The sequence below is a fragment of the Phenylobacterium sp. T106 genome, assembly GCF_057219735.1.
In genome coordinates this window covers 575884-601850 of the sequence record NZ_JBXVWA010000002.1, presented here as the reverse complement: position 1 = coordinate 601850, position 25967 = coordinate 575884, and the positions used below count along the sequence as shown (strand labels likewise).

At 70.8% G+C, this 25967-nt stretch carries 20 protein-coding genes and 3 tRNA genes; 12 read left to right on the top strand and 11 right to left on the bottom strand.

Annotated features, from left to right (window positions below; all coding sequences use genetic code 11):
• Nucleotide 1 precedes the first annotated feature (1 nt).
• Nucleotides 2-841: a trypsin-like serine peptidase gene (locus AC2D8W_RS07550; protein WP_484671026.1), complete on the bottom strand. Its 840-nt coding sequence runs from the start codon at nt 839-841 to the stop codon at nt 2-4.
• Between the two features lie 184 nt (nt 842-1025).
• On the opposite strand from AC2D8W_RS07550, the gene AC2D8W_RS07545 reads away from it, so the two are divergent.
• From AC2D8W_RS07545 to fixJ, 4 genes are all read left to right on the top strand, one after another.
• The gene (locus tag AC2D8W_RS07545; RefSeq protein WP_484671025.1) at nt 1026-3113 is read left to right on the top strand and encodes a S9 family peptidase; all 2088 of its coding nucleotides are present in this window, start codon (nt 1026-1028) and stop codon (nt 3111-3113) included.
• Entirely contained in the window at nt 3110-3655 is a 546-nt protein-coding gene (locus tag AC2D8W_RS07540) for a GNAT family N-acetyltransferase (protein ID WP_484671024.1), read from the top strand. Before AC2D8W_RS07545 ends, AC2D8W_RS07540 begins: the two co-directional genes overlap by 4 nt.
• A gap of 152 nt (nt 3656-3807) precedes the next feature.
• Nucleotides 3808-5319 carry a sensor histidine kinase gene (locus tag AC2D8W_RS07535; protein ID WP_484671023.1) on the top strand — a complete coding sequence of 504 codons (1512 nt, stop codon included), beginning with the start codon at nt 3808-3810 and terminating at the stop codon, nt 5317-5319.
• Nucleotides 5279-5896 (top strand): response regulator FixJ, encoded by a 618-nt coding sequence (gene fixJ / locus AC2D8W_RS07530; RefSeq protein ID WP_484671022.1) that lies wholly within the window; start codon nt 5279-5281, stop codon nt 5894-5896. Before AC2D8W_RS07535 ends, fixJ begins: the two co-directional genes overlap by 41 nt.
• Nucleotides 5897-5902: 6 nt before the next feature.
• Here fixJ and AC2D8W_RS07525 read toward each other — a convergent pair whose 3' ends face one another.
• From AC2D8W_RS07525 to AC2D8W_RS07510, 4 genes are all read right to left on the bottom strand, one after another.
• Nucleotides 5903-6637 (bottom strand): sensor histidine kinase, encoded by a 735-nt coding sequence (locus tag AC2D8W_RS07525; protein WP_484671021.1) that lies wholly within the window; start codon nt 6635-6637, stop codon nt 5903-5905.
• Nucleotides 6638-6846: 209 nt separating this feature from the next.
• Nucleotides 6847-7542, bottom strand: a complete 696-nt coding sequence (locus AC2D8W_RS07520) for a response regulator transcription factor (RefSeq protein WP_484671020.1) — start codon at nt 7540-7542, stop codon at nt 6847-6849.
• 2 nt (nt 7543-7544) lie between these two features.
• A complete protein-coding gene (locus AC2D8W_RS07515; RefSeq protein WP_293481860.1) occupies nt 7545-7961 on the bottom strand; it encodes a response regulator transcription factor in 417 nt (138 codons plus the stop codon).
• Nucleotides 7962-8220: 259 nt separating this feature from the next.
• Nucleotides 8221-8294, bottom strand: a tRNA-Gln gene (locus tag AC2D8W_RS07510).
• Nucleotides 8295-8440: 146 nt separating this feature from the next.
• Here AC2D8W_RS07510 and AC2D8W_RS07505 point away from each other — a divergent pair.
• The 3 genes from AC2D8W_RS07505 (at nt 8441) to AC2D8W_RS07495 (ending at nt 10513) form a co-directional block, all read left to right on the top strand.
• Nucleotides 8441-8517, top strand: a tRNA-Pro gene (locus AC2D8W_RS07505).
• A gap of 411 nt (nt 8518-8928) precedes the next feature.
• The gene (locus AC2D8W_RS07500) at nt 8929-9564 is read left to right on the top strand and encodes a hypothetical protein (protein ID WP_484671019.1); all 636 of its coding nucleotides are present in this window, start codon (nt 8929-8931) and stop codon (nt 9562-9564) included.
• A gap of 109 nt (nt 9565-9673) precedes the next feature.
• Entirely contained in the window at nt 9674-10513 is an 840-nt protein-coding gene (locus tag AC2D8W_RS07495; RefSeq protein WP_484671018.1) for a YwqG family protein, read from the top strand.
• A gap of 224 nt (nt 10514-10737) precedes the next feature.
• Here the strand turns inward: AC2D8W_RS07495 and AC2D8W_RS07490 are convergent, their stop codons facing one another.
• The 4 genes from AC2D8W_RS07490 to AC2D8W_RS07475 are packed head-to-tail and all read right to left on the bottom strand — an operon-like array spanning nt 10738 to nt 16840.
• The gene (locus AC2D8W_RS07490; RefSeq protein WP_484671017.1) at nt 10738-12138 is read right to left on the bottom strand and encodes a carboxylesterase/lipase family protein; all 1401 of its coding nucleotides are present in this window, start codon (nt 12136-12138) and stop codon (nt 10738-10740) included.
• Complete coding sequence (locus AC2D8W_RS07485; RefSeq protein ID WP_484671016.1) at nt 12138-13757, bottom strand: carboxylesterase/lipase family protein; 1620 nt, start codon at nt 13755-13757, stop codon at nt 12138-12140. The genes AC2D8W_RS07490 and AC2D8W_RS07485 overlap by 1 nt, the downstream gene beginning before the upstream one ends.
• 13 nt (nt 13758-13770) lie before the next feature.
• Nucleotides 13771-15240, bottom strand: a complete 1470-nt coding sequence (locus AC2D8W_RS07480) for an MmgE/PrpD family protein (RefSeq protein WP_484671015.1) — start codon at nt 15238-15240, stop codon at nt 13771-13773.
• A gap of 4 nt (nt 15241-15244) precedes the next feature.
• A complete protein-coding gene (locus AC2D8W_RS07475) occupies nt 15245-16840 on the bottom strand; it encodes a carboxylesterase/lipase family protein (protein ID WP_484671014.1) in 1596 nt (531 codons plus the stop codon).
• Between the two features lie 122 nt (nt 16841-16962).
• On the opposite strand from AC2D8W_RS07475, the gene AC2D8W_RS07470 reads away from it, so the two are divergent.
• Complete coding sequence (locus AC2D8W_RS07470; protein WP_484671013.1) at nt 16963-17697, top strand: IclR family transcriptional regulator; 735 nt, start codon at nt 16963-16965, stop codon at nt 17695-17697.
• A gap of 40 nt (nt 17698-17737) precedes the next feature.
• Here AC2D8W_RS07470 and selA read toward each other — a convergent pair whose 3' ends face one another.
• Nucleotides 17738-19141 carry an L-seryl-tRNA(Sec) selenium transferase gene (gene selA, locus AC2D8W_RS07465; protein ID WP_484671012.1) on the bottom strand — a complete coding sequence of 468 codons (1404 nt, stop codon included), beginning with the start codon at nt 19139-19141 and terminating at the stop codon, nt 17738-17740.
• A gap of 104 nt (nt 19142-19245) precedes the next feature.
• Between selA and selB the strand changes: the two genes are divergently transcribed.
• The 4 genes from selB (at nt 19246) to AC2D8W_RS07445 (ending at nt 23456) form a co-directional block, all read left to right on the top strand.
• On the top strand, nt 19246-21198 hold the full coding sequence (selB, locus tag AC2D8W_RS07460; RefSeq protein ID WP_484671011.1) for a selenocysteine-specific translation elongation factor: 1953 nt from the start codon (nt 19246-19248) through the stop codon (nt 21196-21198).
• Nucleotides 21191-21285 (top strand) — tRNA-Sec (locus AC2D8W_RS07455). Before selB ends, AC2D8W_RS07455 begins: the two co-directional genes overlap by 8 nt.
• 41 nt (nt 21286-21326) lie before the next feature.
• Nucleotides 21327-22907 (top strand): peroxiredoxin family protein, encoded by a 1581-nt coding sequence (locus AC2D8W_RS07450; RefSeq protein WP_484671010.1) that lies wholly within the window; start codon nt 21327-21329, stop codon nt 22905-22907.
• A gap of 30 nt (nt 22908-22937) precedes the next feature.
• The gene (locus AC2D8W_RS07445) at nt 22938-23456 is read left to right on the top strand and encodes a UGSC family (seleno)protein (protein WP_293481882.1); all 519 of its coding nucleotides are present in this window, start codon (nt 22938-22940) and stop codon (nt 23454-23456) included.
• A gap of 45 nt (nt 23457-23501) precedes the next feature.
• Here the strand turns inward: AC2D8W_RS07445 and AC2D8W_RS07440 are convergent, their stop codons facing one another.
• Nucleotides 23502-25868 (bottom strand): TonB-dependent receptor, encoded by a 2367-nt coding sequence (locus AC2D8W_RS07440; protein ID WP_484671009.1) that lies wholly within the window; start codon nt 25866-25868, stop codon nt 23502-23504.
• Nucleotides 25869-25967: the final 99 nt, after the last annotated feature.

Genomic DNA, 25967 nt, shown 5'->3' with positions numbered 1-25967 from the left:
CCTATTCGCGCGCGGCCTCCTCCGCGCTCGCGGTCCGGCTGCCCGACACCGCGGTCATGCCTTCGGCCAGCGTCTGGGGCGCCAGCGGGTTCTGCATCAGGGCGATCGTCTCGCGGATGTAGCGGGCGTGGGTGACGATGCCGATCTCGAGCCGCTCGTTGTTCAGCTCCACCTGCTGCGTCAGAAGGCCGGCGATGAAGCCCGCCGGCGCCGGCGGGCCGCTGGACGCCTGCAGCACCGGGCCGGTCTGGAGCGGGCGGTTGATGAAGACGGGCCCGCCGGAGTTGCCGGGGAACACCGAGAAATCCAGGAGGAACGTCGGGAACACCTTGGCCGGCGACAGCGGGTACGAGGCGACCCGGCCCGAGCGCAGGATGGGGAAGCCCGCCGAGTTGGCCGAGAGCCCCCGCGGGAAGCCCAGCGCCATCATCTCGTCGCCGGCGGTGACCCGGTAGGTTTCGAAGCTGTCCTCGGCGGCCAGGTAGTCCTGCGGAATGGCGGCCTTCGCGAACTCGGGCGGCGCCTTGATCACCATGGCCGCGACGTCGCGGTTCGGGTGGTGGGTCCAGAGCTCGGCCCCGTCGCCGTCGCGGATCTTCACCTGCTGCGGCGAGTAGCTCCACGAGCCGTCCGGGTTGGCGATGCGATAGCCGATGCGGGCCGTGGCCCCGGGCATCTTCTGCAGCACGTGGTTGGCGGTGATCAGGACCGTCCGCGGCTTGCCCTCCGGACCCGGCGCGGAGATCAGGAACCCCGTCCCGACGGTCCGCGTGCCGTCGCCGAGCGGCTGCTCCAGCTGCACCGTCGCGTGGATCAACTCGACCGCTAGGTCCATGACCATGGGTGGCCCCTGATACTCGATGCCCCGACCGCGTCATTGATGCGCGACGCAGATGCACAAGGAGTGAATCACAGAAGGATTTGCGCCTACAAGTCGCCACATTGGCCTGCGCGAAAGCGCCGCGCGCGGCGGCGTGCGCCATCGGCGCTTGAGCGCCGGCCCGAGAGGCCGCATCTAGCGCGCCATGACCCTGCCCACGCCCCCCGTCGCCCCCAAGGTCCCCAAGCGGATCGAGCAGCTCGGGCGCGTGCGCGTGGACGACTACGCCTGGATGAAGGACGACAACTGGCAGCAGGTCCTGCGCGACCCCAAGACGCTGCGCGAGGACGTCCGCGTCCACCTCGAGGCCGAGAACGCCTACACCAAGGCCGTGCTCGCGCAGACCGAGGCGCTGCAGGCGCAGCTGTTCGCCGAGATGAAGGGGCGCATCAAGGAGGACGACTCCTCGGTCCCCTCGCCCGACGGCCCGTTCGAGTACTACGTCCGCTACGCCCTGGGCGCCGAGCACCCCGTCCACGCCCGCCGCCCGCGCGGCGCCGAAGCCGGCGAAGAGGTGCTGCTGGACGAGGAGGCCATGTCCAAGGACAAGGCCTACTTCCATGTGGGGCACGCCGCGCACAGCCCCGACCACGCCCTCTACGCCTGGGCGGCCGACGAGCAGGGCAGCGAGTACTACACGGTCCGCGTGAAGGACCTCTCTACCAGCCAGGCGCTCGGCGCGGCCATGGAGAGCGCCTGCGGCGACTTCGTGTTCTCCCCGGACAGCCAGTGGCTCTACTGGACCTGGCGCGACGAGAACGCGCGCCCGGCCAAGGTCTTCCGCCGCCCGGCCCGCGGCGGCGAGGACGTGCTGATCTACGAGGAGCCCGACGACGGCATGTTCCTGGGCGTGGGCGTGACCGCCGACGACAGCCACATCCTGATCCAGGTGGGCAACCAGGAAACCACCGAGGTGCTGGTGATCCCCGCCGCCGACCCGACGGCGACGCCCGTCGTCGCCGAGCCGCGGCGCGCGGGCGTGAAGTACGGCCTGGACCACTGGACCGACCGCTGGGTGGTCCGCACAAACGCCGACGGCGCCGTCGACTTCAAGCTGTGCGTCTCCGAGGCCTCGGTTCCGGCGAAGGCGACCTGGCGCGACTGGATCGGCCACCAGCCCGGCCGGTACATCACGGGTTTCGCGGCCTACGCTGGCCACCTCGTCCGCGCCGAGCGGGTGAATGCGCTCGACCGGCTGGTGGTGACGGCCCTCGACGGCGGCGAGCACATCGTCGCCTTCGATGAGGAGGCCTACGCGCTCAACCTCGAGGGCGGCTACGAGTACGAGACGACGACCACGCGCTTCGTCTACCAGTCGCCCACCACGCCCCGGCAGTGGTTCGACTACGACATGGCCACGCGCGAGCGCGCGCTGCGCAAGACCCAGGAGGTTCCCTCGGGCCACGATCCCGCGCGCTACGTCGCGCGCCGGCTTCTCGCCCGCGCCGAGGACGGCGCCGAGGTCCCGATCACGCTCCTGATGCTGAAGGACACGCCGCGTGACGGGTCCGCGCCCGTGCTGCTCTACGGCTACGGCAGCTACGGCATCGCGATGGAGCCCAGCTTCTCCATCCGCAACCTCAGCCTCGTGGATCGCGGCTGGATCTGGGCCACGGCGCACATCCGGGGCGGTTCGGACAAGGGCTGGGGCTGGTTCCTCGACGGGCGCAAGGAGAAGAAGCCCAACACCTTCACCGACTTCATCGCCTGCGCCGAGCACCTGATCGCCGAAGGCTACGCCTCGAAGGGCCGGATCGCGGCCTACGGCGGCTCGGCGGGCGGCATGCTGATGGGCGCGGTCGCCAACCTGCGCCCGGACCTCTGGGGCGCGATCATCGCCGCGGTGCCCTTCGTCGACGTGCTCAACACCATGAGCGACACCACCCTGCCGCTGACGCCGCCCGAGTGGCCCGAGTGGGGCAACCCGATCGAGGACCCCGCCGCCTACGACCTGATCGCGAGCTACAGCCCCTACGACCAGGTGAGCGCCCGCGCCTACCCGCCCATCCTGGCCACCGGCGGCCTGTCCGACCCGCGCGTCACCTACTGGGAACCGCAGAAGTGGGTCGCCAGGCTACGCGAACACACCACGGGCGACGCCCCGATCCTGCTCAAGATCAACATGGAGGCCGGCCACGGCGGCGCCTCCGGCCGCTTCGACTTCCTGAAGGAGATCGCCCTCGACTACGCCTTCGCCATCTGGGCGATGGAGGGGAGCTGGAAGGCGCAATGATCATCCGGGCGGCGACAGCCGGGGACGCCGAGGCGCTGGCGGCCATCTACGGCCATCATGTCCTGCACGGGCTCGGGACGTTCGAGGAAGAGCCTCCGACCGCCGCGGAGATGGAGCGCCGACGCGCCGCCCTCGCGAGCCTGGGACTGCCCTACCGCGTCGCCGAGGCGGACGGGAGGGTCCTGGGCTTCGCCTACGCCGGTCCGTTCCGCCCGCGCGAGGCCTACCGCTACACGCTGGAGGACAGCGTCTATGTGGCGCCCGACGCGATCGGCCGGGGCGTCGGGCGCGCCGTCCTGGGCGCGGTGATCGAGGCCTGCGAAGGCCTGGGCGTGCGCCAGCTCGTGGCGGTGATCGGCGACAGCGGCAACGCCGGCTCGATCGGCCTGCACGCCGCGCTGGGTTTCACGCACCAGGGCGTGGGCCGCAGCTTCGGGTTCAAGCACGGGCGCTGGGTCGACATCGTCTGGATGCAGAAGGCGCTCAATGGCGGCGATCAGACCCCGCCCCGCGGCCCGGGAGTCAGGCTCTCGGGGCCCTAGCTCAAGTCTTCGCGCGTAAGGCGAGAGAAGAGGCAAGAAAACGCCTGATAGGCGGCACGATCACCCTTATGTACTTGTACGTAATTGCTTAACAGCGCTTGCTGCCGCAAGAATAGCGCGCCGGCGGGGACCGGCGTGGAATGCAGATTTAGATGGCTGGGTTGTGGACGGGAAAACGCACAACCGGCGTGGTCACGAACTCGGCGCTGGCGCCCGGCACGGTCCGGGCCCACGTGCTGGCCGTCGGGCTTTCGGCGCTGCTCGCGGTCGCCGCCTATGCCCTTCGCCCGGTCTTCGGCCACTCGGTGTACCTGCTCGGCACGCCCGTGCTGCTGGCCTGCGCGTGGTTCGGCGGACCGCTTTCGGCGGCCCTCTCCACGGCGCTTCTCGCGGCCGCCGGCCTCTGGCTAGACACCTTCACGGACCTGCCCCTCGCCGAGCGGATTGGCCGCGCCGCCGTCTTCGTGATCACAGGCCTCGCCGTCACCGCGGGGGCCAGGGTCGTCTTCGCCCAGCGGCGCGCCACAGCCGAGCTGATCGCTGACCAGGCGGAACGCGAGGCGCTGCTGCAGGCGGGCCTCGAGATCGTGGCCGACGCCCTGATCCTGACCGACGAGGGCGGGGACATCCAGAGCTTCAGCGAGTCGGCCGAACGGGTCTTCGGCTGGACCGCGGCCGAGGTGGTGGGGACCAGCTTCAGCCGGCTCATGCCGCCGGGGGAGGACGCCGCGCTGACCGGCGATGGGGACGACCCCGACGGCAGCACGCGCCAGCTCACGGGACTGCGCCGGACCGGCGAGACCTTCCCCATGGAGGTGCGCGTCGGCGCCGTGCGGTCCGGCGGCCGTCGGCTGTTCACCATCGTCGTGCGCGACCTCACCTCGGTGCAGGCGGCGGAGCGCCGGAACGAAGAGCTGCGCGCCCAGCTCGCGCACGTGTGGAGCGCCCACTCGATGGGCGAGATGGCGCAAGTGCTGGCCCATGAGCTCAACCAGCCGTTGTCAGCCGTCGCCAACTACCTTCGCGCCGCGCGCAACATGATCGCCCGCATGGAACTCCGGAACGACGATCTGGTGGACGCCGTGAGCCGGGCCGGGGACCAGGCCGTTCGCGCGGGCGAGATCATCCGGACGCTGCGCGACCTTGCGACTCGCGGCGGCGCGCTGCAGAAGCCGGAGAGCCTCGGCGCCATCATTCGCGAGGTGGACTTCATCATCGCGCTGATGGCGCGGGACGCCCACGCGCGCGTCGTCTACGATCTCCACAAAGGCGACGACGTGGTGATCGCTGACCGCATCCAGATTCAACAGCTGATCGTCAACCTGGCGAGAAATGCTATTGAAGCTGTCGCGAAGTACCCGCGCCGCCAGCTCAACATTTCGACGCACGTTGATTCTCGAAACCAAATCCTGACAACTGTGGAGGACAGTGGTCCCGGGATCGACCCGAGCGTCGTAGACCGCCTCTTTCAACCGCTCGCGAGCACAAAGCCCGAAGGAATGGGGCTGGGCCTGTCGATTTCCAGTGCTATAGTCGAAAACCATAGGGGACGGATCTGGGTCAAGCCTAGCCGTCTGGGCGGCGCCGCCTTCTGTTTTGTATTGGCGCGGGCAGGTGTGGATGATGAACTCAGCGGCCGAGCGGACGGTGTTCGTCGTCGATGACGACGATGCAGCCCGGGACTCGCTGGTCGTGCTGCTGAAGTCGGACGGGCTGTCGGCCTCGCCCTTCGCGTCGGCCTCCGACTTCCTCTCCACCTTCGACGCCCAGTCCCGCGGCTGTATCGTGAGCGACCTGCGGATGCCCGGCATGGACGGGATCGAGCTGATCCGGGCGCTGAAGGGGCTGGGCAGCGCACTACCGGTGATAGTGATCACCGGCCACGCGGACGTCAGCCGGGCCGTGGACGCCATGAAGGCCGGAGCCTCGGACTTCATCGAGAAGCCGTTCGAGAGCGAGCTGATCCTGCGGGTCGTGCGGGCCTGCATGGAAGAGAACGACGCGGCCGTCGATGCGGGCGCGGCGAAGCGCCGCGTGCTGCGGCGGCTCGAGAGCCTCACCGCGCGGGAGCGGCAGGTGCTGGACCTGATCGTGGCGGGCGACAGCAACAAGATGATCGCCGCCAAGCTGGAGATCAGCCCGCGGACGGTCGAGATCTATCGCGCCAACGTCATGTCGAAGATGCGCGCCGACAGCCTGTCGGACCTCATCCGCTCCACCATCACCGCCGGCGCCGCCTAGGGCCCGTCAGGCCCTCGGCAGCACCAGGGTCGCCGTCGTTCCCCGGCCCTCGACGGAGGCCAGCTTCAGCGCGCCGCCGGCGTCCCGGCAGAAGGCGGCGACGCCCGCGAGACCCAGCCCTGTGCCGCCGCGCCCGGCGCGGGTGGTGAAGTAGGCGTCAGCGCAGCGCGCCAGCACGTGCGGCGGCATCCCGACCCCGTCGTCGATGACCGACAGTGCGACATAGCGCCCGGGTGGCACGCCCAGCTCGGCGGCGGCGGCAGGGTCGAGGTCGGCGGCGTCCGCCTGGAGGCGCACGGCGCCGCCCCGGGGCAGCGCGTGGCCGGCGTTGATGCACAGGTTCAGCAGCGCAGAGTCCAGGTCTCCGCGGTCCGCGCGACAGGCCAGCGGCTCGCGCAGGCCCAGCGCCACGCAGGTCACGCCCGTCGCGGTGGAAACGTTCGCCAGGCGCGCCGCCGCGGTCAGCGCCTCGGCGCAGTCGACGTGGCCGCTCGGGGCGGCCTGCGGCCTCTCGGCGCCGGCCATCATGCGGGCCAGCAGCTCCGCGCCCTTTTCGGCCGCTTCCAGGGCGATGGAGGCGAGTTCGTGCGCGTCGCCGCCCTGGGGCAGTTGCCGGGCCAGGGCCTCGTTCGCGGCGATGATGACGCCCAGCAGGTTGTTGAAGTCGTGGGCCGCGGTGGCCGCGCCGCCGCCCCGCCCTGTCCGCTTTTCCAGAAGCTCCGCGAAGCCGTCGAAGGCCATGCGCGTCCCCTACCCGATAGTGGCCGGAATGCGGCCGTCCAAGCGACTCAAGACACACGCTGCGGCGGATATCACCCCGTCACGACTACCTAGGTAGGTCTACCTATGGCGACCTGCCGCAGCTCCGGCGTGGCCTGGCCCCCAAAAAGAGGCGGCCGACCCTCGCATGGAGGCGTCGGCCGCAGGGTGCTGACGGTGTGAAGTCCGGGTCAGGCGGCGAGGCGCTCGCTCTTGGCGTCGCGCAGCATGTAGCCGCCGCCCCAGACGGTCTCGATCTGGCTGTCGCCGCCCGATGCGGCGGCGATCTTCTTGCGCAGCTTGCAGATGAAGACGTCGATGATCTTGATCTCGGGCTCGCTGATCCCGTTGTAGAGGTGGTTCAGGCACTGCTCCTTGGTGAGCACGCTGTTCTTCCGCAACGAGAGCAGCTCCAGCATCTTGTACTCGCTGGGCGTCAGGTGGATCGGCGCGCCCTTCACCTCGACGGTGCGGGTGTTCAGGTTGAGCGCGATCGCGCCGGTGCGGATGATCGATTCCGTGTGCCCGCGGGAGCGGCGGACGACGGCGTTCAGCCGGGCCGCCAGTTCGGCCTTGTGGAACGGCTTGGTCATGTAGTCGTCGGCGCCGGCCGCCAGCGCGGCCACCTTCGAGTCCACGTCGGCGGCCCCGGTGAGCATGATCACGGGCGTGGACACCTTGCGCATGCGCATCTCGCGCAACACGTCGGCCCCGCTGATGTCCTCGAGGTCGAGGTCGAGGAGCACCACGTCGTAGTCGTAGAGTTCGACCAGTTCGATGGCCTCCTCACCGGACGCGGTGACGGCGAGGTTGTGCCCCTCGGCCTTGAGGATCAGTTCCAGGCTCCGCACGGCGGAGGCGTTGTCTTCGACGACCAGAATGAACACGGCTAGCCCCCTAAGGCGGTTTGCGGTTGGACGGATGGATGGGCGGCGCCGCCGGCGATCACCGACTGCGACATCTTGACGAGCTCAGACATGCGGAACGGCTTGGCGAGCACCTCATCGGCGCCGAGATGCTTGGCCCAGCTCAGGTAGTCGGCGCCGCGCGCGCGGCCGGCGCCGGAGATGGCGATGATCTTGGGCGGCCGCGCCACCTGCTTCATCGCGCGGATCGCGCCGATGCCCTCGATGTCGGGCATCACGATGTCGGTGACCACCAGGTCCGGCCGGTGGGCGCTGGCGAGACGGATCCCCTTGCGCCCGTTGTCGGCCGCCACCACGCCGAAGCCCGCCTGCTGGAAGGCCATGGACATGAGGCGCAGCAGCGCCGGGTCGTCGTCGATGATCAGGACTCTACCGCCCACTCCAGCCCCCAGGCTCGGCCCCGCGGAGTGAGCGCTCGGGAGACCCCTCGGGCAGCCCTTCACGGGGCGTCCGAAGCCTTCTCCACCGCGTCCTTCCGCCGGTGTTCACTATGGTTAACGAGAAAGAACCACAGTGATTCGCGGGCTGGAAATCCGTGACGAATCCTTAGGTAGATTCACGTGTGACGGGCTGTCGCATGAACCGTGAGTGGTGGTCCGCCGTCAGGAGCGCCCGCGTGGGCGGCCGGTCGGAAAGCCGTGGCTGGGGAACTAGGACTCGAACCTAGAATAACGGTACCAAAAACCGCTGTGTTACCATTACACCATTCCCCAGCAGGAACGGTCACCGGAGGGGGTCCACCCCCTCGGGAGCGGGGGAAATAGCCTACCGGACCGACGGATGCAACGCCTCTGACGGCGCCGGTTTTCCGCGCGCTTGCGAGGCCCGGAACCCTCCTCTATAAGCCCCTCCTCCAAGTCGGAGTGTGGCTCAGTCTGGTAGAGCACCGCGTTCGGGACGCGGGGGTCGCAGGTTCAAATCCTGCCACTCCGACCATTCATTCTCCCCGATATCCTGGGAAGACACCTTCCCGCCAATGGATGACAAGACGCCCGCGCGTCACGTGGGCGCCGTTGGGCGCGTGCGACGCCGTGGGCGGCGCGAAGCGTCTTCCTCACGCGTGCTTCAAGACCTGCTCGGGTCGATGAAGTTCTGCTTCTGTTCTTGACAGATTCGCCGCGATGTGCTCTGATCCGGTCAGGATCAGCGCCTTGTCACCCGCGCAGCGGACACGTCGAGCCGCCAAGATTCCGGTCATCTGAGCTTTCAGGCCTGTGCGGGGAAGCCGCGCGGGCACAGCCCGCCTTGAGCGGCGCACCAGCCTCATGGAGACATCTGATGGGAAGAATGCCGCGCGGTGAACCGCGGAGCGTGCCGGATCCAGCCGGCGAACTTTACGACAGGGACATGGCCAAGATCAGAGCACAGCGGGAAGCTGAGTATCGCGGCGTGCGCTCGCCCCTCGACCTGGCGCAGGACGCATTGGGGGCTTTGCAGGACGCTCCGAAGATTCAGCGGCCGACCACCCTGCAATCCTTCATCCCCGTCGTTGGTCCAGCGTGGGAGGCCGCTGCCGACCTTCAGGACGGGAACTACGGCGGCGCCGCGTTCAACGCTACCATGGCTGTTGCCGACGCCTTGCCGGTCGGCGCGATCGTCAAGGGTACGAGGGCGGCGACCAAGGGAATTGGCCTTGTCACGAAGAAATCGATGAGCGCAGGCGCCACGGCGAAGCGGATTCGCCGGGCCGGCCTTGCGGGCAAGGGCGATGAGATCCACCACACTGTCGCGCTCAACGGCCTAAGCCGCTCCGCGCAGAGCTGGAAGAACAACCCGGCGCTGCTCAAGACGTTGCCTCAGGAGACGCATCGTCGCCTGCACGGCGCCTGGAACGGCAAGCCGCGGTTCAACCCCATCATGAGGGCCTGGCACGGCACGACGGATTGGCAAAAGACGTTTCCGACCGCCATCGGCTCCTATGCTGCTGACGCGTGGGAGAATCTGACCCGCCCGCCTGCGCCGCCCCCGCCGCGCCGCGAATAGCCGAGGTCGGTGGCGGCCGCACGGGCGCAGCCGCCGCCGATTCCCGGAGGTTGCGTTGTTCTTTTTTTGTTCTAGACTATCCGAGTGAATGGTTCGCGGGGGATGCGACATGTCGCTCTTCAAGAGGCTGCTAAGCCCCTTTGGGAAAAAAGCCATCGATCCACCGCGCGATCCCGCGGAACGCGCCAACGCCATCGTCGCTCGATTGCAGGCGTTGGCGCAGCCGTGCGTTCGCATATCGTCGGGCGGGTCTGGGAACTCGCGCCTGGGCGGTGTTCCGGACCTCGCCGGCCCATGGCCGCGCTACGAGGGCCGCCCCCTCTCCTGCGTCGCGCAGCTTGATCTCGCGGAGCTGAGGGCTGCGGACGGACCCGACTGGCTGCCGGACAACGGACGGCTGATGTTCTTCTACGAACTCGAGCATGGCTCTTGGGGCATGGAGGCGAAGGACGCGGGCAGTGCAGCCGTCGTCTATGAGGTGGGTGAGCCGAAGCCGGCCGTAGAGCCTGCCGACCTTGGTGAAGGTGAGAAGTTCCGAGGACATCCTGTCCAGTTCTCGCCAGCCGTTTCGCTTCCATCAGAGGATCGGCTCGGTCTCGACTGGAGGGGAATGACGAAGGCGGAAAGGCTCGCTGTGCAAGCTGCGGTCGAGGCGCTCCAACCGACAGAACCCGTTCATCAGGTCGGTGGATTCCCTCGTCCCGTGCAAGCGGACGATATGGAGGCGCAATGCCAGCAGGTCACGCAGGGACTGGATCGCTGGCGCACGGGCCCGAAGCCTAGTGGCGGAACGTCTTCCGCGGACTGGCGGCTGCTTCTCCAGGTCGATACGGACAACGACGCCGGCATGATGTGGGGCGATACCGGCATGCTCTATTTCTGGATCCGTGAGCAGGACGCGCGCGCTCGTGATTTCTCGAAGATCTGGATGATTCTGCAGTGCTTCTGACGCCCGGGTGGTGAGACTCGCTGCGCTCGGCCGCTCAACTTCCCTGGCTCGGGGACTTGCCCTGGGCCAACGGTCGGAGACGTCCGGTCCTTAGGCAAACAAGACCTTGCGCGCCTGGTTCTCCCGGCCACCGCCTCATTGCGCCACGCGACCAAGCGCTGAGCGTCGCGCGAGGCGCATGTTCGCAGGGGGCCTGCGCCGCCGGGCGGCGGCGCTCGGCGGGGCTACTCCTCGTCCCGGCTGGTCGGGCCGGGCTTGGCGCCGTTCGGCGGGGAGCGAAGGGCGGAGGCGACGCCCAGCCTCGGGCGCTCCTCGAAGATCGCGACGGCGCCGCCGTTCGCATCGCTGCGGGCCGGCCATTCGAAGCCGTCCGCACAGGCGAGCGAGCGTGCGGACGCGGCCGCCCTGGCGAACGCCACCCAGCAGCCGTGCACGCGCGCCGCAACGGCGTGGTCCCTGGGCGTCATCCTCGCGCCGGCCCGGTCCGCCGAGAGCGTGTCGAAGACGTAGGGGATCTCGCCCGCGTGGGGGACGCCGTTCGGCTGTTCGGCCCGTCGCCACTCCGGGACGTAGTCGAAGAAGTACTGCCAGACCGGCGCGCCGCCCATGGCGTAGGCCGCCACCCGCTGCGTGCCGCTCAGGCGGCCCTCGTCGCTGTTGGTGCCGATCATCAGCGGGACATCCAGCGCCGTGCCGGCGGAGAAGGCCTCCATGATCGACTGGGTCTTCACCCGGCCGTCGAGGATCGTGCGGTGGCCGAAGCCCGTGCGGCGGTCGAGGATGATCCGGTCGGCCGGCAGCGCCCGGAGCTCTTCGGCGCTGGCCTCGGCGCCCGGCAGCCCCAGGAGGGTCGCCACCTCGGCGCCCCTGGCCTCGGCGGCCTTCAGGGGGGTCGCGGGCGTCGGCAGCGATCCGGTGCTCTGGATGATCGCCTTGGCGAACAGGCCCTTCGCCATCGGGCTGGTGATCAGGTTCGCCACCATCGTGGCGCCGGCCGACTCGCCGAAGACGGTGATGTTCGCGGGGTCGCCGCCGAACGCTGCGGCGTTCGCCTTGATCCAGCGGAGCGCGGCCATCGCGTCCAGCAGGTGGTAGTTGCCGAAGCCCTCGCCGGCGCGCGTCAGCGCCGGGTGCGCGAAGCCGCCCAGCGCGCCAAGCCGGTAGTTGATCGTCACCAGCACGACGCCGTCCCGCGCGAAGGCGTCGCCGCTGTAGGCCGGCAGGTGGCCGCCCCCCATGGTGCCGCCGCCGCCGTAGAGCCAGAGCATGATCGGCGCCTTCTTCGCGGCGGCCGGCGCCCAGACGTTCAGGTAGAGGCAGTCCTCGGACGACGGGCCCGAATGTCCGCCGCCGTTGCGCCGGCCGTCCACGCCGTCGGGCTGCAGGCACGGCAGGGCGAACGCGACCGCGGGCCGGGCGCCCTTCCAGGCCACCGGTCGCGGAGCCGCCCAGCGCAGCGGGCCGACGGGCGGCTGCGCATAGGGCACGCCCTTGAACACGCGCACGCCGTCGCGGCTCTCGCCCACCAGCACGCCGGCCCTGGTGGACACCTGCACGGGCTCCGCGCCGGCGGCGACGGCGACGGCGGCGAGGGCGGCGACGGCCGCGGCGAGGCCCCGGCGCATCAGCCCGCCGCCGACTGGGCGGCGCGAGCCGCCCACAGCCGGCGGAACGCGCCGCGCGGATCGTCCGCCAAGCCGCTTCTCGGCTGATCGAACACCATGGTGGCGCGACGGCTCGCGTCGTAGGGAGCCCATGGGCCCAGCGCCTTGCCGTCGGGCCGACCCGTGGCCGCGAACGCCACCAGGGCCGACGACAGTTCGTCGGCCAGCCTCTGGCTCTCCGGGTTGGGCCCCTGCAGCGCGCCGCGGATCTCGCGGCTGCTGGGCCCCACGTCGACGCCGTGCGTGGCGCCATACCGGCCGCCCCACGCCGGGCTCGCCGCCTTCCACAGGTAGACGTAGGCGGGCGCCTTCCCCAGCGCCGCCTTGCGCTCGGCCATCGCGAAGCTCGCGCCGCGGCCCATGTCCGAGATGATCCGCGCCTGGAGGAGATAGGGCGAGGCCTTCGCGTCCTCCTCGCGGTACATCCGGATGATCTCGTCGGCGTCGCGGCCCAGTCGGGGACCGAGCGCGGCCTTCAGGCCCTCCCAGGTCTCGTCGAAGTTGGCCTGGCGGTAGCTGCGCTCGTCCAGGGTCGTGCTGACGATCATCGGAACGTCGGCGCTGATGGCCGGGGCGTCCGGGTCGAACGGGTGACGCGGCATCGCCACGCCGTCCAGCACCGGCGTGAAGGACGAGGGCGCCTCGCCCCGCGACCGCGCCGAGGCCTCCAGGTCGGCCTGGACCGAGAGGAGATCGTAGAACGGCATCGACTGCAGCCTGCGCACGTCGCCGCCGCGAAGGTTCACGGCCTTGAGCAGGGCGTCCGCGGTTCCCTTGGCCCGGTCGCGGGGCGCCACGCGAAGCATCGCGCCGCTCATCTGGACCGCCCGGTGGAAGAGGCCCTGCGCCGACGGCATCGCCATCAGTCCGCTGACCTTCGCCCCGCCGCCCGACTGGCCGATGATCATCACCCGGCTCGGGTCGCCCCCGAACGCCGCGATGTTGGTCCGCACCCACCGCAGGCAGGCGACCAGGTCCAGCATCCCGGCCATCCCCGACTGGGCGAAGTCGGTCGGCGCGCCCGAGTCGGCCAGGTGGAGGAACCCGAAGGCGCTCAGCCTGTGGTTCACCGACAGCACCACGCAGTCGCCGTAGCGCGCCAGCATCTCGCCATCCATGCCAGGGGAATTGCTGGACCCGCCGTAGAACCCGCCGCCATGGAAGCGGACGATCACGGGCTTCTTCGCCGTGGGCGACAGGTCGGGGGTCCAGAGGTTCAGGTTGAGGCAGTCCTCGCCCATGCCGCCCGGCTGGTAGTCCAGGAAGATCAGGTTGGCGTAGTCGCGGCGGCGGTCGCCCGGCGTCTGCGGACAGACGTTGCCGTAGTCGAGCGCGTCGCGCACGCCCGCCCAATTCTTCACCGGCTGGGGCGGGCGGAAGCGATTGGGGCCCGAGGTGTCGGCGCCGTAGGGCACGCCCTTGAACACCTTGATCCCGCCGGAAACCAGGCCCCGGAGCTTGCCGTCCGCCGTCTCCACGATCGGGAAGATGTCGCCCACGGCCGCGCGCCCGGCCCCGGCCGCGAAGCTGGCGGCGACCCCGCCCAGGAGGGCGCGGCGGTGGACGTTCGGATGCGTCATGGCAGGTCTCCGGTCAGCTGGCGATGAGGCGGACGAGTTCGGCGCCCGACCTCACGGTTTCGATCTCGCGGCAGCGGGCGATCGCCTCGCGCGCGCGCCGGCTCCCCAGGCGCGGCGCCATGAGGTCGAAGGCCTTGGCCTCCACGTCGGCGCGGGCCATGGGATGCGAGGGGTAGCCCAGCACATAGGGCACGAAGGCCTCGCGGCGGCCGCCGGACGCATCGGTGGCGATCACCCGCGCGGACTCGGCACGCGGCTGCCCCGGCGGCGTCTCCTGCGCCGGGTCGTGCGCGATCTCCACCCGGCCCATCAGCGCGTGGACCGCCGCGTCCGTCCGCATCCGTTCGAGCGACTGGGCCGACACGAAGTCCAGGCGGCGGTCGATGAGGATGATCGCGGTGAGGTAGCGCAGGTTCAGCGCCGGCATCTCGGCGTCACGGAACGCCTGCCAGCGGCCGGGCATCTCGATCCTGACCTGCCGCACCGTCTCGGCGCGCAGCTCCCGCAGCAGCTTCAGCAGGCCCTCGACCGCCGGCTGGGTCGGGCCCCCGGTCGGATAGCGCTTGAAGGCCGCATGCGACATCTCCCAGCGCTGGCCCAGGCCGTCGATCAGGCGGCTCCGGTCGAGGTCGCTGTCCGGCCCCTTGAAGACGCCCTGGTCCAGGAAGCCGCCGGGCTGATCCAGGTTGTTCCGCACCCCCGTGAAGCCGAGCTCCGCGAACAGCGCCGCCTGCAGCCCCGCGCGGGCGCCCATCCCGGCGAACACGAAGGCCTTTTCCACATGCTCCACGTCCAGCAGCCACTGCCAGGAGCCGGCCGCCTGCTGGGAGCAGTAGGTCAGGAGGTCGGGGATGCGGGGCTCGGGCAGGCGCATCATCGAAGCCGCGGCGGCGGCGACGCCGAACACCGGGCCGATCCCGTGGTTCGCCAGGCCGCTGCGGTTGAGATTGCGCAGGCCCAGCGCCTTGGGGACGCGACTGGCCAGCTCGTAGCCGGTGATGGTCGCCCGGAGCACCGCATCCCCGCCCAGCCCGCGCTGTTCAGCCAGGGCGACGGCGGCCGATACGATGGGCGGACCCGGCTGCACGAAGGCCGACGGGATGAAGTCGTTGATCTCGGCGGCGTGCCCGGTCATCGCCGAGGCGAACACGGCGTCGATCAGGGCGGCCCGCGACTGCGTCCCCAGGATAGTGGCGGCGTTGCGCCGGGGCGCGCCCGACTGCTGCTCGGCGAACCGGCGGGCCAGGACGGCCGGCTGCAGGTCGCGGCAGGCGACGATCGACGCCAGGGTGTCCAGGATGTGGAGCCGGCCGGCTTCGCGCACGTCCTCGGGGATGGACGCAGACGGGCTGGCGGCCACGAAGCGGCTCAGCGCGGGGGTCACCTGCGGCTGCAGCGGCTGCGCCGCAGCCTCGGGCGCCAGCGATCCGAGCGCCGCGGCGGTTGCGCCGGCCAGGAGGCCGCGACGCGAGGCCGAGGTCATCGCCCTACTCACTCCGCGCGGTGGCGCGCACCGGCTCGTATCGCGCCATGAACCGGCGCTCGGCCGCAAAGGGATCGGCGACCACCTTCGCGGGCGTCTCGAACAGCATCGTCCGCCGCTGCGCGCGGTCGTAGGCGGGCCAATGGGGCAGGCCCTTGTGGTTCGGATCGCCCGAGCGCGCGAAGGCCAGCCAGGCGCCGGCCATCGCCTCGGTCATGGCCCGGGTCTCGGCGCTTTCCGGCCCGGTCAGATGAGGCGCCCGCGCCACGTTGTCGAACATGAACGGCAGGTCCAGCGTGTGCTGGCTGATCCGGCGGCCGCCCTCGGCCGGCGAGCGCCAGGTGACCTGGTACATCCAGGTGGGGTTCCGGGCGCCGTTCAGCGTGTCCCGCGCCTCAGCCATGATGGTGGCGTTCAGGATGTACGACCGCCAGGAGGTGATGAGGAAGTAGAGTTCGGTGGGCGACGCAGCCGGGTTTGCGGCCCTGAAAGCGGCGACCGCCTCGTCCAGGTCCGGCGCGGGCAGGAAGGTCCTCAGCCGGGCCTTCAGGGCCGCGTCATCCAGCGCATAGACCGCCGGATCCCGTCCAAGCTGGTTCGAGAGCTCGGTCCGGGTCGTGCCCAGCATCAGCGGGACCCGGGCCGTCCGCTGGGGCGCGTTCGGGATCCACGGATGGGCCGTGAAGGTGACGCCGTCCAGCACGGGCTCGAACCGGTAGCCTGCCTTGACGATGACGTCGCGCTGAGCCGCCGTCAGCCGTTCCTGCGGGACCTCCAGCAGGGCCGCGGCGTTCTTCGGGTCGATGTCGAGCGTCTTCAGCAGAGACGCCGTGAGCGCGCCGGACTGCTCCGGGGTCTGGATCAGCAGGTGCGAGCCCGACTGCACGACGCCCTTGGCGAACAGCCCGGCCGCGTCCTGCCCTGCGTAGCAGATGCTCACCTTCCGCCCGCCGCCCGACTGCCCGTAGATCATCACGTTGGCCGGGTCGCCGCCGAAGGCCGAGATGTTGGCGCGGACCCATCGCATGGCGGCCACGAGGTCGAGGTAGCCGACGTTGCCCGACTGCCGGAACGGCTCGCCCAGGTACGACGACAGATCGCAGAAGCCGAAGACGTTGAGGCGGTGGTTGATCGTGCAGATCACCGCATCGCCCCGCCGGGCCATCCGCGTCCCGTCGTAGATCGGCGCCGAGCCCGAGCCCGCCTCGAACCCGCCGCCGTGGAACCACAGCAGCACCGGCCGCCTGCGCCCGTCGCCCAGGCCCGGCGTCCAGACGTTTATCCGCAGGCAGTCCTCGCTCATCGGTCCGGGGTCGGCGAGGCTCGAGCGCACCTGGGGCGTCTGGTCGCCGTAGTCCAGCGCGTCGCGGACGCCGGCGAACCGCTCGGCCGGACGCGGCGGACGGAACCGGCCTGCCCCGGCCGTCGAGGCGCCGTAGCGCATGCCCTTGAAGACGTGGATCCTGTCGCTGACGCGCCCCCGGTACTTCCCCTCGGTGGTCTCGACGATGGACTCCGACTGCGCCCAGGAGGGCCCGGCGGCCACGGCCAGGCCGCCGGCCGCAAGCGCGGAGCGACGGGTGGGTCCACGCAACGACATCGGCTCTCCCTCCAGCGCCGCTTGTTCCGTTCTACGGAACGACGTATTGACTGACGGCATTCTCTGACCGGACGTCCTTTCGAGTCAATCGCCCCGTCTCGGCATTTCATCGAAGGAACAGTATGGACCAGGCCGTCTCCCGGTCTCTCGCGATCCTCGAGGCGCTGGCGTCGGCCGGGGCGCCGGTGCGACTGTCCCGCCTGTCGGAGCAGGTCGGCCTGCAGAAGAGCACCGCGCACAGGATCCTGCAGACGCTCGTCGCCCTGGGCTACGTGATCCAGGAGGCCGAGACAGGGCGGTACGGGGCGTCCCTGAAGCTGTGGGAACTGGGTTCGGCCATCGTCTTCGAGCACCCCGTGAAGCGCGCGGCGGCCTCGTTCCTGCAGTCGCTGCACCGGGAGGTGGGCGAAACCGTCAGCCTGCTGGTCCCGTCCGGCGAGGATGTCCTGTACCTCGAGCGGCTCGTCTCGCCCCGCCCCACCCGCTTCTCCGCGCGCCCCGGCAGCCGGGTTCCCGCGCTGCTGACGTCGGGCGGCCGCGCCATGCTGGCCGAGGCCGCCGACCTCCGCGACGCCGCGGCGCGGGCGCTGGCGCATGCCGGCGACCGGCGCGAGGCTACTCTGGACGAGACCGTGCGCGACCTGGAAGAAGCCCGCCGCCGGGGCTACGCGATCTCACGGGACACGCCGGGCGTGGTGAGCATCGGCTGCGCGATCCCCGGCCGGACGGGATCGCCCGCCGCCGCGATCTCGATCTCCGCGCCCGTCGAGCGGGTCACCCAGGAGGACGAGGCCCGCGTCGCCACGGCGCTGCTCGCCACCTGCGCGGCGCTCCAGGACACGGTCGGCCTGCTCTAGGCGCCGACCTCGGGCGCCGCCCGGGCGCGTGCGCGCTGCGTCACGCCGCCTGGGCGATGGCGGCCGCGAGGGCCGGCAGTTCGGCGTCCGACACGGTGCGCAGCTCCAGCAGCAGGAGATCTCGCTCGATCCGGCCGAGAACCGGCGTCGCCCCATTGCGGAGCCGGCGCGCGAGGTCGTCGGGGCTGAACCGGCGGCTCCGAAGCGCCACCGCCCGGCCCGGCAGCGGGAGCATCGGCATCGCGCCCCCGCCCGCATAGCCCTGGGTCTCTTCGACGGCCGCCTCGAGCGCAGGCACGTCGGCGATCCGCGAGGCCAGGGCTTCCGCGCGGGCGGCGATCGCCGCGAGCGGCTCGGTCAGCATTCGCAGCACGGGAATCCGCTGAGTGGGGTCGGCGGGGGCGCGGTACAGGCGCAGCGTCGCGGCCAGCGCCGCGACCGACGGCTTGCCGAGGCGTAGCGCCCGGGCCAGGGGATGGCGGCCCAGCCGGTCGACGAGATCGCGGGAGCCCGCGGCGATGCCCGCCTGCGGCCCGCCCAGCAGCTTGTCGCCGCTGAAGAGCACGAGGTCGACGCCGGCGCGGAGGCTGGCCTGCACCGTGGGCTCGTCGGGGATCCCATAGGGGCCAAGGTCGATCAGGGCGCCGCCGCCCAGGTCCTCGATCAGCAGCAGGCCGTGGGCGTGCGCGAAGCGGGCGAGAGCGTCCAGCGAAGGGCTGCTGGTGAACCCCGTCATGCGGAAGTTGCTGGGGTGGGTGCGCAGGATCACCTTCGCATCCGGGTGCTCCCGAAGCGCCTGTTCGTAGTCGCGCAGGTGAGTGCGGTTGGTGGCGCCGACCTCGACGAGGCGCGAACCGCTCTGCGCCACCACGTCGGGCACGCGGAAGCCGCCGCCGATCTCCACCAGTTCGCCGCGCGACACGATGACCGGCGCGCGGTCCGCGACGGCCGCGAGCGCCAGCAGGACCGCCCCGGCGCAGTTGTTCACCGCCAGCCCGGCCTCGGCGCCGGAAAGCTCGGCGATGAGCGCGTCGAGATGGTCGTGGCGCGAGGCGCGCCGGCCGGTGTCCAGGTTCAGTTCCAGATTGCCGTATCCCGCCGTGGCCTCCATGGCCGCGACGGCCTCGGGCGCGAGGGGCGCGCGGCCGAGGTTGGTGTGGATGACCACGCCCGTGGCGTTGATCACCGGGACCAGGGTCGCCCGCGCGCGGGCCTCCAGCCTGGCGGCGCAGGCGGCGAGAAGCTCGGCGATCGTGGGGACGCCGCCGGGGTCCGACCGGAGCCGGCCCCGGGTCTCGTCCAGCACCGTCCGCACCGCTGCGACGACGGCGGTCGCGCCGAACCTGTGCGTCAGCGCCGACGCCGCGGGGTCCGCGCAAACCGTCCCCACGGCCGGCAGGCGGCGGCGCGGATCCGGGTTCCGGGCGTCGGACGCGGCTGTCATCGAGCTCCTCCGGGCAGCGCGCGACAGTAAGGAGTCCGGCGGGCGCCGGGCAAGGCGCGCCGGGTCGGATGACGGCCGGCGCGCTTTTGCGTAGGGACGTCGCCATGGGCCCTGGACCCTCCCTCAGCGTCGCGGTGATCGGCCATGTGAACCACGGCAAGACCGCGCTCGTCCGGGCCCTCACCGGGATCGAGACCGACCGGCTGGCGGAGGAGAAGGCGCGGGGCCTGTCGATCACGCTCGGCTACGCCTGGCGCGATTACCCGGACGGCGCGGTGGATTTCCTGGACGCGCCCGGGCACGAGGACTTCATCCGGGCGATGGTGATGGGGACCACCGGCGCGCGCGCGGCCCTCCTGGTGGTCTCGGCGACCGAGGGCTTCGGCCGGCAGACCCGGGAACACCTGCGCGTGGCCGAACTGCTGGGCCTGCGCGCCGGCATCGTCGCGATCAGCAAGTCGGACCTGCTCGGCGATGACGACGCCGCCGCCGTCCGCTCGCGCATCGCCGCCGAGGTCGAAGGCACGTTCCTCGCGGGCGCGCCGATGATCGCATGCTCCGCGCAGACCGGAGCGGGCCTCGCGGCCCTGCACGAGGCCCTGGCGGCCCTCGTCGCGCGCCGTCCCGAACCCGAGCCGGCGCCGGGGGCGATCCTGCCGCTGGACAGGGTCTTCACGGTGGCCGGCGCAGGCACGGTGGTGACGGGGACGCTCCACGGCGGGCCCCTGCGAACGGGAGCGCCGGCTATGCTGATGCCCTCGGGCGTGCAGGTCACCCTGCGCCAGCTGCAGGTGCACGGCGCCGCGGTGGAAAGCGCGGCGCCGGGCGGACGCGTCGCGGCGGCGCTGCGCGGCGTCACGCTCGACGAGGTCCGCGCGGGCGACATCCTCTGCACGCCGCACGCCCTCGCACCCAGCCTGCTGGTCGATGTTCAGCTCGGGCTGGCGGCGGACAGCGTCCGGCCCCTGAAATCGGGCGACGAGGTTCGGGTGATGTGGGGCGCGCGGCAGGACCTGGCGAAGGTGCGGCTGCTGGCCGACGGTGCGCTGACGCCGGGCGCACGGGGCCTGGCGCAGCTTCGCTTCACGTCGCCGGTGGCGGCGTTCGCGGGCCAGCGCGCGGTGCTGCGCCGTCCCTCCCCTGCCGAGACGATCGGCGGCGCCGTGGTGCTGGATCCCGTGGCGCCGAGGCTGCGGGGAGACGCCGGCGCGCGCAGCGAACTTCTGGAAGCCGCAGCCGCGGGGGACCTCGACCAGATCGCCGAGCTGCTGGCCCGCCGCGACGGCGGTGTTCTCACGACCTCGGAAGCGGCGCGGCTTTCGCGGCGGCCGGCGGCCGAGGTCCGGGCCCGGCTGGGAGCGTTCCGCGAACTCGCGCCCGACCTGCTGGCCTCGCCCGCCGTCATCGACGCCACACGCGAGGCCTACCGGTCACGGTTGGCCGAGGCCCATCGCGCGGACCCGGACCGGGCGTGGGCGCAGGTCGCTGCGATCCGCGCCGGCTTCGGCCGCACGACCTCCCGGGACCTCCTGGATCACGTGGAACGACAGCTCGTCCGCGACGGCGACATCAGGCTGAACGGCGCGCGGGTGGCCTTGGCCTCGCACGACCCGCTGGCGCGGCTTTCCACCACGGCGCTCGCACGCCTGCGCCAGCTGGAGGGCCAGATCCGCGAGGGCGGTGCATCGCCGCCCGACCTGGCCGTGCTTGCGCCGCCGGGCAGCGACGACGCGGCGCTGGTCGAGCTGTTGATCGACCTCGACCGTCTGGCGCGCCTGCGGAACCACGCCTTGCGCCAGACCCTGGTGTTCCACGTGGCCGCCCTGGACGAGGCGCTCGCCAGGCTGCGCGCCGCCTTTCCGCCGCCCGCCGCGTTTCCCACCGGCGCCGCGCGGGAAGCCCTGGGCACGTCGCGCAAGTTCATCGTCCCGATCCTGGAATTCCTGGACGCCCGCGGGGACACGGTCCGCGAAGGCGACGTGCGCCGGATCGTCGAGTTTCGCGAAAGCGCTTCGGGACGCCACGGAACCCAGCCTAGTGTCGCACCCTGGAGGTGACTGGAGTCTGGTGGCTTCCCCGGTCTTCAAAACCGGCGACACGTCGACAAGGCGTGTGGTGGGTTCGATTCCCATCCGCCTCCGCCAGATGCGGCCCCGCGCACGCGTGCGAACATGAGGACAGCCCGATGACCGCCACGGCCTTCTCCCTGCCCGACATGGCCGGCGAGCCTCGGCGGTTTCCGACCGGCCGCCCCAGCCTGATCGCCTTCGTCAAGGAGGACTGCGCGACCTGCAACCTGACCGCGCCCGTGCTGGAGGCGTTCCACCGCGCATGGGCCGACGCCGCGGACGTCTGGATGGTGGGCCAGACCGCCGACGGCAATGCGATCCTGAAGGACCGTCACGGCCTGACCCTGCCGATCCTCGACGACAGTGCGCTGAGGACGTCGCTGGCGTGGGGCTTCGACATCGTGCCTGCCGTGTACTGGATCGCTCCAGGCCAGGAACCGGGCGCGCCCCTGGAAGGATTCGTCCGCGAGGAGTGGCGGCAGCTCGCCCAGCGGATCTCCGCGGAGCTGGCCCTGCCGCCACCCGCCGTGGACTGGCCGCAACTCCCCGACTGGCGGCCGGGATGCGGCTCCAAGCACCTCGATCCGGAGATCCACGACCGCCTGCTCGCGGAAGCCGACGGCAGCCCGATACGGGCGCGACGCATCGAGGTCGCGCCGTCCGACGACATCGACGAGTTCATGTTCGATCAGGGCTTCTCGGACGGCCTGCCGCTGGTGGCGCCAACGCCCGAGCGCGTGCTACGCATGCTCACGGGGACGCGGCGGTCGCCGCAGGACATCGTCGCGATCGTCCCGCCCAGCATGGCTCCGGTGACGGTGGAGAAGGTCGCCATCAACGCCGTGATGGCCGGCTGCAAGCCCGAGTACCTGCCGGTCGTCCTGGCGGGGGTCGAGGCGGTCTGCACCGACGAGTTCAACATCCACGGCGTGAACGCCACGACCATGGGCGCCGCCCCCGTGCTGATCGTGAACGGCCCCATCCGTCACCGCATCGGCATGAACATGAAGCAGGCCGCCCTGGGCAACGGCAACCGCGCCAACGCCACGATCGGCCGCGCCGTCCGGCTCGTGGTGCGCAACGTCGGGGGGGCCAGGCCCGGCGGCACCGACCGCTCGACCCTCTCCAATCCGATGAAGTTCACCATGTGCTTCGCCGAGTGGGAGGAAGGCTCGCCGTGGGAGCCCCTGCACGTGGAGCGCGGCTTCGGCCGCGAGGACTCGGTCATCACCGCCTTCGCCATGACCAGCGGTCCGGTCCAGATCGTCGATCAGGAGTCCCGCGAACCGGACCAGATCGCGGGCACGCTGGGCCTGGGGCTGGAGGGCGTCTTCCTGTCGAAGATCCACCGGATCCCGGTCGACGCCCTGCTGGTGGTCTGCCCCGAGCATGTGAAGACGCTCACCTCACAGGGCGACTACCCCAAGGCCCGCCTGCGCGAGCGCATCCAGGCGGTGACGGCGCGGCCGCTCCGCGAGATGGTCGCCAATGCGGTGTCGGGGGCCGGAATCCCCTTGGCGTCCGCCGCGAAGATGACCGACGCGGTGCTGGATTCGCCCGCGCCCAAGTTCGCCGACGGCAAGTTCATCCACATCGTGGTGGCGGGCTCGGAAGCCGGAAAGTTCTCCGCGGCTTTCCACGGCTGGCTGACGGGCTCCGCGGGCTCGGCCGTCGTTTCCAAGAAAATCGAAGACTGATAGCCTCGCGGCATCGTTCGGAGGACGTCGATGACGACAATCCTGGATCCCACAGACGAGCGGGTGCCCGTCGCGCGGCAGATCACGCCGCGGACCGCCAATTCTCCCGGCGTGATCGGCCTGCTCGACATCTCGAAGCCGCGCGGCAACGTCCTGCTGGACGAGCTGGAGCGCCTGCTGGCGGGCCGGTTCCCCGAGGCCGAGATCCGGCGCTACGCGAAGCCGACCTTCGCCAAGCCCTGCCCCTCGGACCTGCGGCTGAAGATCAAGGCCGAGTGCAACGTGGTGGTCGAAGCCCTCGCCGATTGAGGATCATGCACGACGTGCAGTCTGCACGACACCGTGTGGTTCGAGATCCAGGGCCGGCCCGCCGTCTCCATAGCGTCCAGCGAGTTCGCCGAGGCCGCCGAAGCCCAGCGCAGGATGCTGGGCATGGATGGCGCACGCTACGTGCTGGTCGACCATCCGATCCAGGACGCGACCGACGACGAGATGCGCGCCAAGGCGCAGGCCGTGCTGGACGCGGTGGTCGCGGCCGTCACCACCTAGCCGCGCCGGTCGCCGGCGATCCGTCGACCGGCCGCAGCGGCCCGCTCAGTTTCCGAAACGGTAGGTCACCGAGGCGAAGATCGTGCGCGGGCGGCCCAGGGCCCCGAACGCGGAGTTCAGCGCCTGGATGTTGGTCTTCTGCACGAAGTAGTGGTCGTTCGTGAGGTTGCGGACGTAGAGCCCGGCCTCCCAGCGGCCGCCGTCCGGCGTGTACCGGAGCGAGGCGTTGAGGTGGCTGCGCGAGCGCAGCTTGGTCTCGTAGTTGCCGTCGATGGCCGAGGTCTGGGTGTCGGAGTAGCTGAGGTCGAACCGGGCCGCGAGCTTGCCCATCTCGGCCACCCGCGTGGTGGCGGTCACGCCCAGGTTCGCGGTCCATTTCGGCGTGTAGGGCAGATCGGTGGCCGTGGTGACGCCGAACGCGCCCGAGGCCACGCGGCCGCCGAGCACGCTCTGGATGTCGGCGTCCAGGTAGCCCACCGCCCCATCGACCCGCAGCCACTCGGTGAGGCGCCCGTCGAACTCCACCTCGACCCCCTGCATGCGGGCCTGCGCCAGGTTGAGGATGGTGGACTGCTGGGAGATCTGCAGCGCCGGCGGGACCGTCGCGTCGACCTGGAGGTCCTTGTACTTGGTGTGGAACACCGCCGCGTTCAGGCGCAGGCGCCCGTCGAACAGGACGTTTTTCGAGCCCACCTCGTAGGCTTCCACGAACTCGGGATCGTAGGACGGCAGGTTGGCCGGCAGCACGCCCAGGAAGCGGGCGGCGAAGCCCCCGTCCCGGAAGCCTTCCGAATAGGTGGCATAGAGGTAGGAGTCGGGCGTCGCCTTCCAGCCGACCGTGATCGTGGGGGTCAGCCGCTCGACCTCCTTCACCCCGCGATAGGGGCCGTCGGTGGCGCCGCTGGGCAGGATGTTCTTGATCCTGAAGGTCTTGCGCCCCTCGGTGTAGCGGGCGCCGCCGGTGATGCTGAGCGCGTCGGTGAGGTGGTAGGTCACCTGCGCGTAGGCGGCCTTCGACGAGTTGTCGATGTTGCGGAAGATGTCCTGGGCGAGCGAGCCGGGGTTCGTCGTCGCGTTGAAGGCGGTGACGATCTGGTTGAAGATCCGCTCGAGCCCCTTCTCCTCGAAGTAGTAGAGGCCGAGGACGTAGTCGACCTTTCCGTTCGCGGTCGAGCCCACCAGCTGGAACTCCTGCGAGTACTGATGCTGGGAGAACTCGGGGTGGTTGTTGGCGAACAGCAGGTAGGGCGTGAAGTCGAGGTCGTTGAAGGTGACGGCGTCGAAGTCACGGTAGGCCGAGATCGACTTGAACTGCCCCAGCGGCGTGTCGGCCGTGAGCGTCGCGCTGATCCCGTTCGTGTCGAGTTGGTTGTCCGGATCCACCTTGCGCCCATTGCGGTCGGTGAAGACCGCGTTGGAGGCGTAGCGCGACGCGGGCAGCCAGACCGAACCGAAGCAGCGGCTGTTGGTGGCGTGGCCCGCGGTGGTCCGGCAAGCCGCGTCGCCCGACAGGGTCAGGCTGTTGTTGAAGAAGGTGTTGAACGGGCCGGTGCCCACCGTCCCCACCGGCAGCAGGGTGTTCAGCACCACGGGGACCACGGGACCGGGGGTGTTCGACGTGCGGGCGATGTCGCCGGCGAGCTCCAGGCTGACGGACGGGCTGAAGTCGAACACGAGCTTGGCGCGCGCCCCCCGGACGTCGTCCTCGCCCAGCTTCACGTCGTTGTACTGGAGGGCTTTCACGAAGCCGTCCTGGTGGCGGTAGAAGGCGCTGAGGCTGGCGCGCACCGTCTCGGAGAGCGGCACGTTCACGCTGCCCGCCACCTCGGCGTAGGTGTCCTCGCCGCCTGACACCCGGATCGAGCCGCCGAACTGCTCGGCGGGCGACTTGGTGACGACGCTGATCGCGCCGCCGATGGTGTTGCGGCCGAACAGGGTGTTCTGCGGGCCGCGCAGGACCTCGACGCGCTCGATCTCGACCAGGTCCATGAGGGCCCCGATGGAGCGGCCGACGTAGACGCCGTCGAAGTAGACGCCGACGGCGGGGTCGATGTTGATGGTGAAGTCGCGCTGCCCGATGCCGCGGATGAACACCGCCGTCGCCCCCGAGAGGCCCGAGGTGGGCTGGTTCGCCGAGAAGTGGACGTTCGGCGCGAGCGTCTCGATCGCGGTCAGGTCCACGGCGCCGCGCGCCTGCAGCTGCTCGCCGCCCACCGCAGTGATGGCGATGGGAGTTTCCTGGAGGTTCTCCTCGCGCTTGCGGGCGGTGACGACCACCTCCTCGATCGCCAGCGCGTCGCGGGTGTCCGCCGCCTGGGCCCTGGAGACCGTCGGAACCGCCGCGACACCGCCCGAGAGGGCCATGGCGAGTGCAAACGTCAGCCGGTACGGCGACCGTGATGTGCGAGACATTTTACCTCCCCGTATGGCCGGCGGGCCAGCTGGCCCGGTTCTCCGACGCGCCATCGCGTGATGCGACGGCTCCGGCCTGTGAACGGCCCCGAACGCCGT

What these genes read in the sequence shown, in the direction of transcription:
- selB (WP_484671011.1), top strand. Translation starts at nt 19,246, where the DNA reads ATGGGCCCTGGACCCTCCCTCAGCGTCGCGGTGATCGGCCATGTGAAC.
- AC2D8W_RS07500 (WP_484671019.1), top strand. Translation starts at nt 8,929, where the DNA reads ATGGCCAAGATCAGAGCACAGCGGGAAGCTGAGTATCGCGGCGTGCGC.
- AC2D8W_RS07450 (WP_484671010.1), top strand. Translation starts at nt 21,327, where the DNA reads ATGACCGCCACGGCCTTCTCCCTGCCCGACATGGCCGGCGAGCCTCGG.
- AC2D8W_RS07475 (WP_484671014.1), bottom strand. Translation starts at nt 16,840, where the DNA reads ATGTCGTTGCGTGGACCCACCCGTCGCTCCGCGCTTGCGGCCGGCGGC.
- AC2D8W_RS07525 (WP_484671021.1), bottom strand. Translation starts at nt 6,637, where the DNA reads ATGGCCTTCGACGGCTTCGCGGAGCTTCTGGAAAAGCGGACAGGGCGG.
- AC2D8W_RS07545 (WP_484671025.1), top strand. Translation starts at nt 1,026, where the DNA reads ATGACCCTGCCCACGCCCCCCGTCGCCCCCAAGGTCCCCAAGCGGATC.
- AC2D8W_RS07540 (WP_484671024.1), top strand. Translation starts at nt 3,110, where the DNA reads ATGATCATCCGGGCGGCGACAGCCGGGGACGCCGAGGCGCTGGCGGCC.
- selA (WP_484671012.1), bottom strand. Translation starts at nt 19,141, where the DNA reads ATGACAGCCGCGTCCGACGCCCGGAACCCGGATCCGCGCCGCCGCCTG.
- AC2D8W_RS07490 (WP_484671017.1), bottom strand. Translation starts at nt 12,138, where the DNA reads ATGCGCCGGGGCCTCGCCGCGGCCGTCGCCGCCCTCGCCGCCGTCGCC.
- AC2D8W_RS07485 (WP_484671016.1), bottom strand. Translation starts at nt 13,757, where the DNA reads ATGACGCATCCGAACGTCCACCGCCGCGCCCTCCTGGGCGGGGTCGCC.
- AC2D8W_RS07550 (WP_484671026.1), bottom strand. Translation starts at nt 841, where the DNA reads ATGGTCATGGACCTAGCGGTCGAGTTGATCCACGCGACGGTGCAGCTG.
- AC2D8W_RS07495 (WP_484671018.1), top strand. Translation starts at nt 9,674, where the DNA reads ATGTCGCTCTTCAAGAGGCTGCTAAGCCCCTTTGGGAAAAAAGCCATC.
- AC2D8W_RS07440 (WP_484671009.1), bottom strand. Translation starts at nt 25,868, where the DNA reads ATGTCTCGCACATCACGGTCGCCGTACCGGCTGACGTTTGCACTCGCC.
- AC2D8W_RS07470 (WP_484671013.1), top strand. Translation starts at nt 16,963, where the DNA reads ATGGACCAGGCCGTCTCCCGGTCTCTCGCGATCCTCGAGGCGCTGGCG.
- AC2D8W_RS07535 (WP_484671023.1), top strand. Translation starts at nt 3,808, where the DNA reads ATGGCTGGGTTGTGGACGGGAAAACGCACAACCGGCGTGGTCACGAAC.
- fixJ (WP_484671022.1), top strand. Translation starts at nt 5,279, where the DNA reads ATGAACTCAGCGGCCGAGCGGACGGTGTTCGTCGTCGATGACGACGAT.
- AC2D8W_RS07480 (WP_484671015.1), bottom strand. Translation starts at nt 15,240, where the DNA reads ATGACCTCGGCCTCGCGTCGCGGCCTCCTGGCCGGCGCAACCGCCGCG.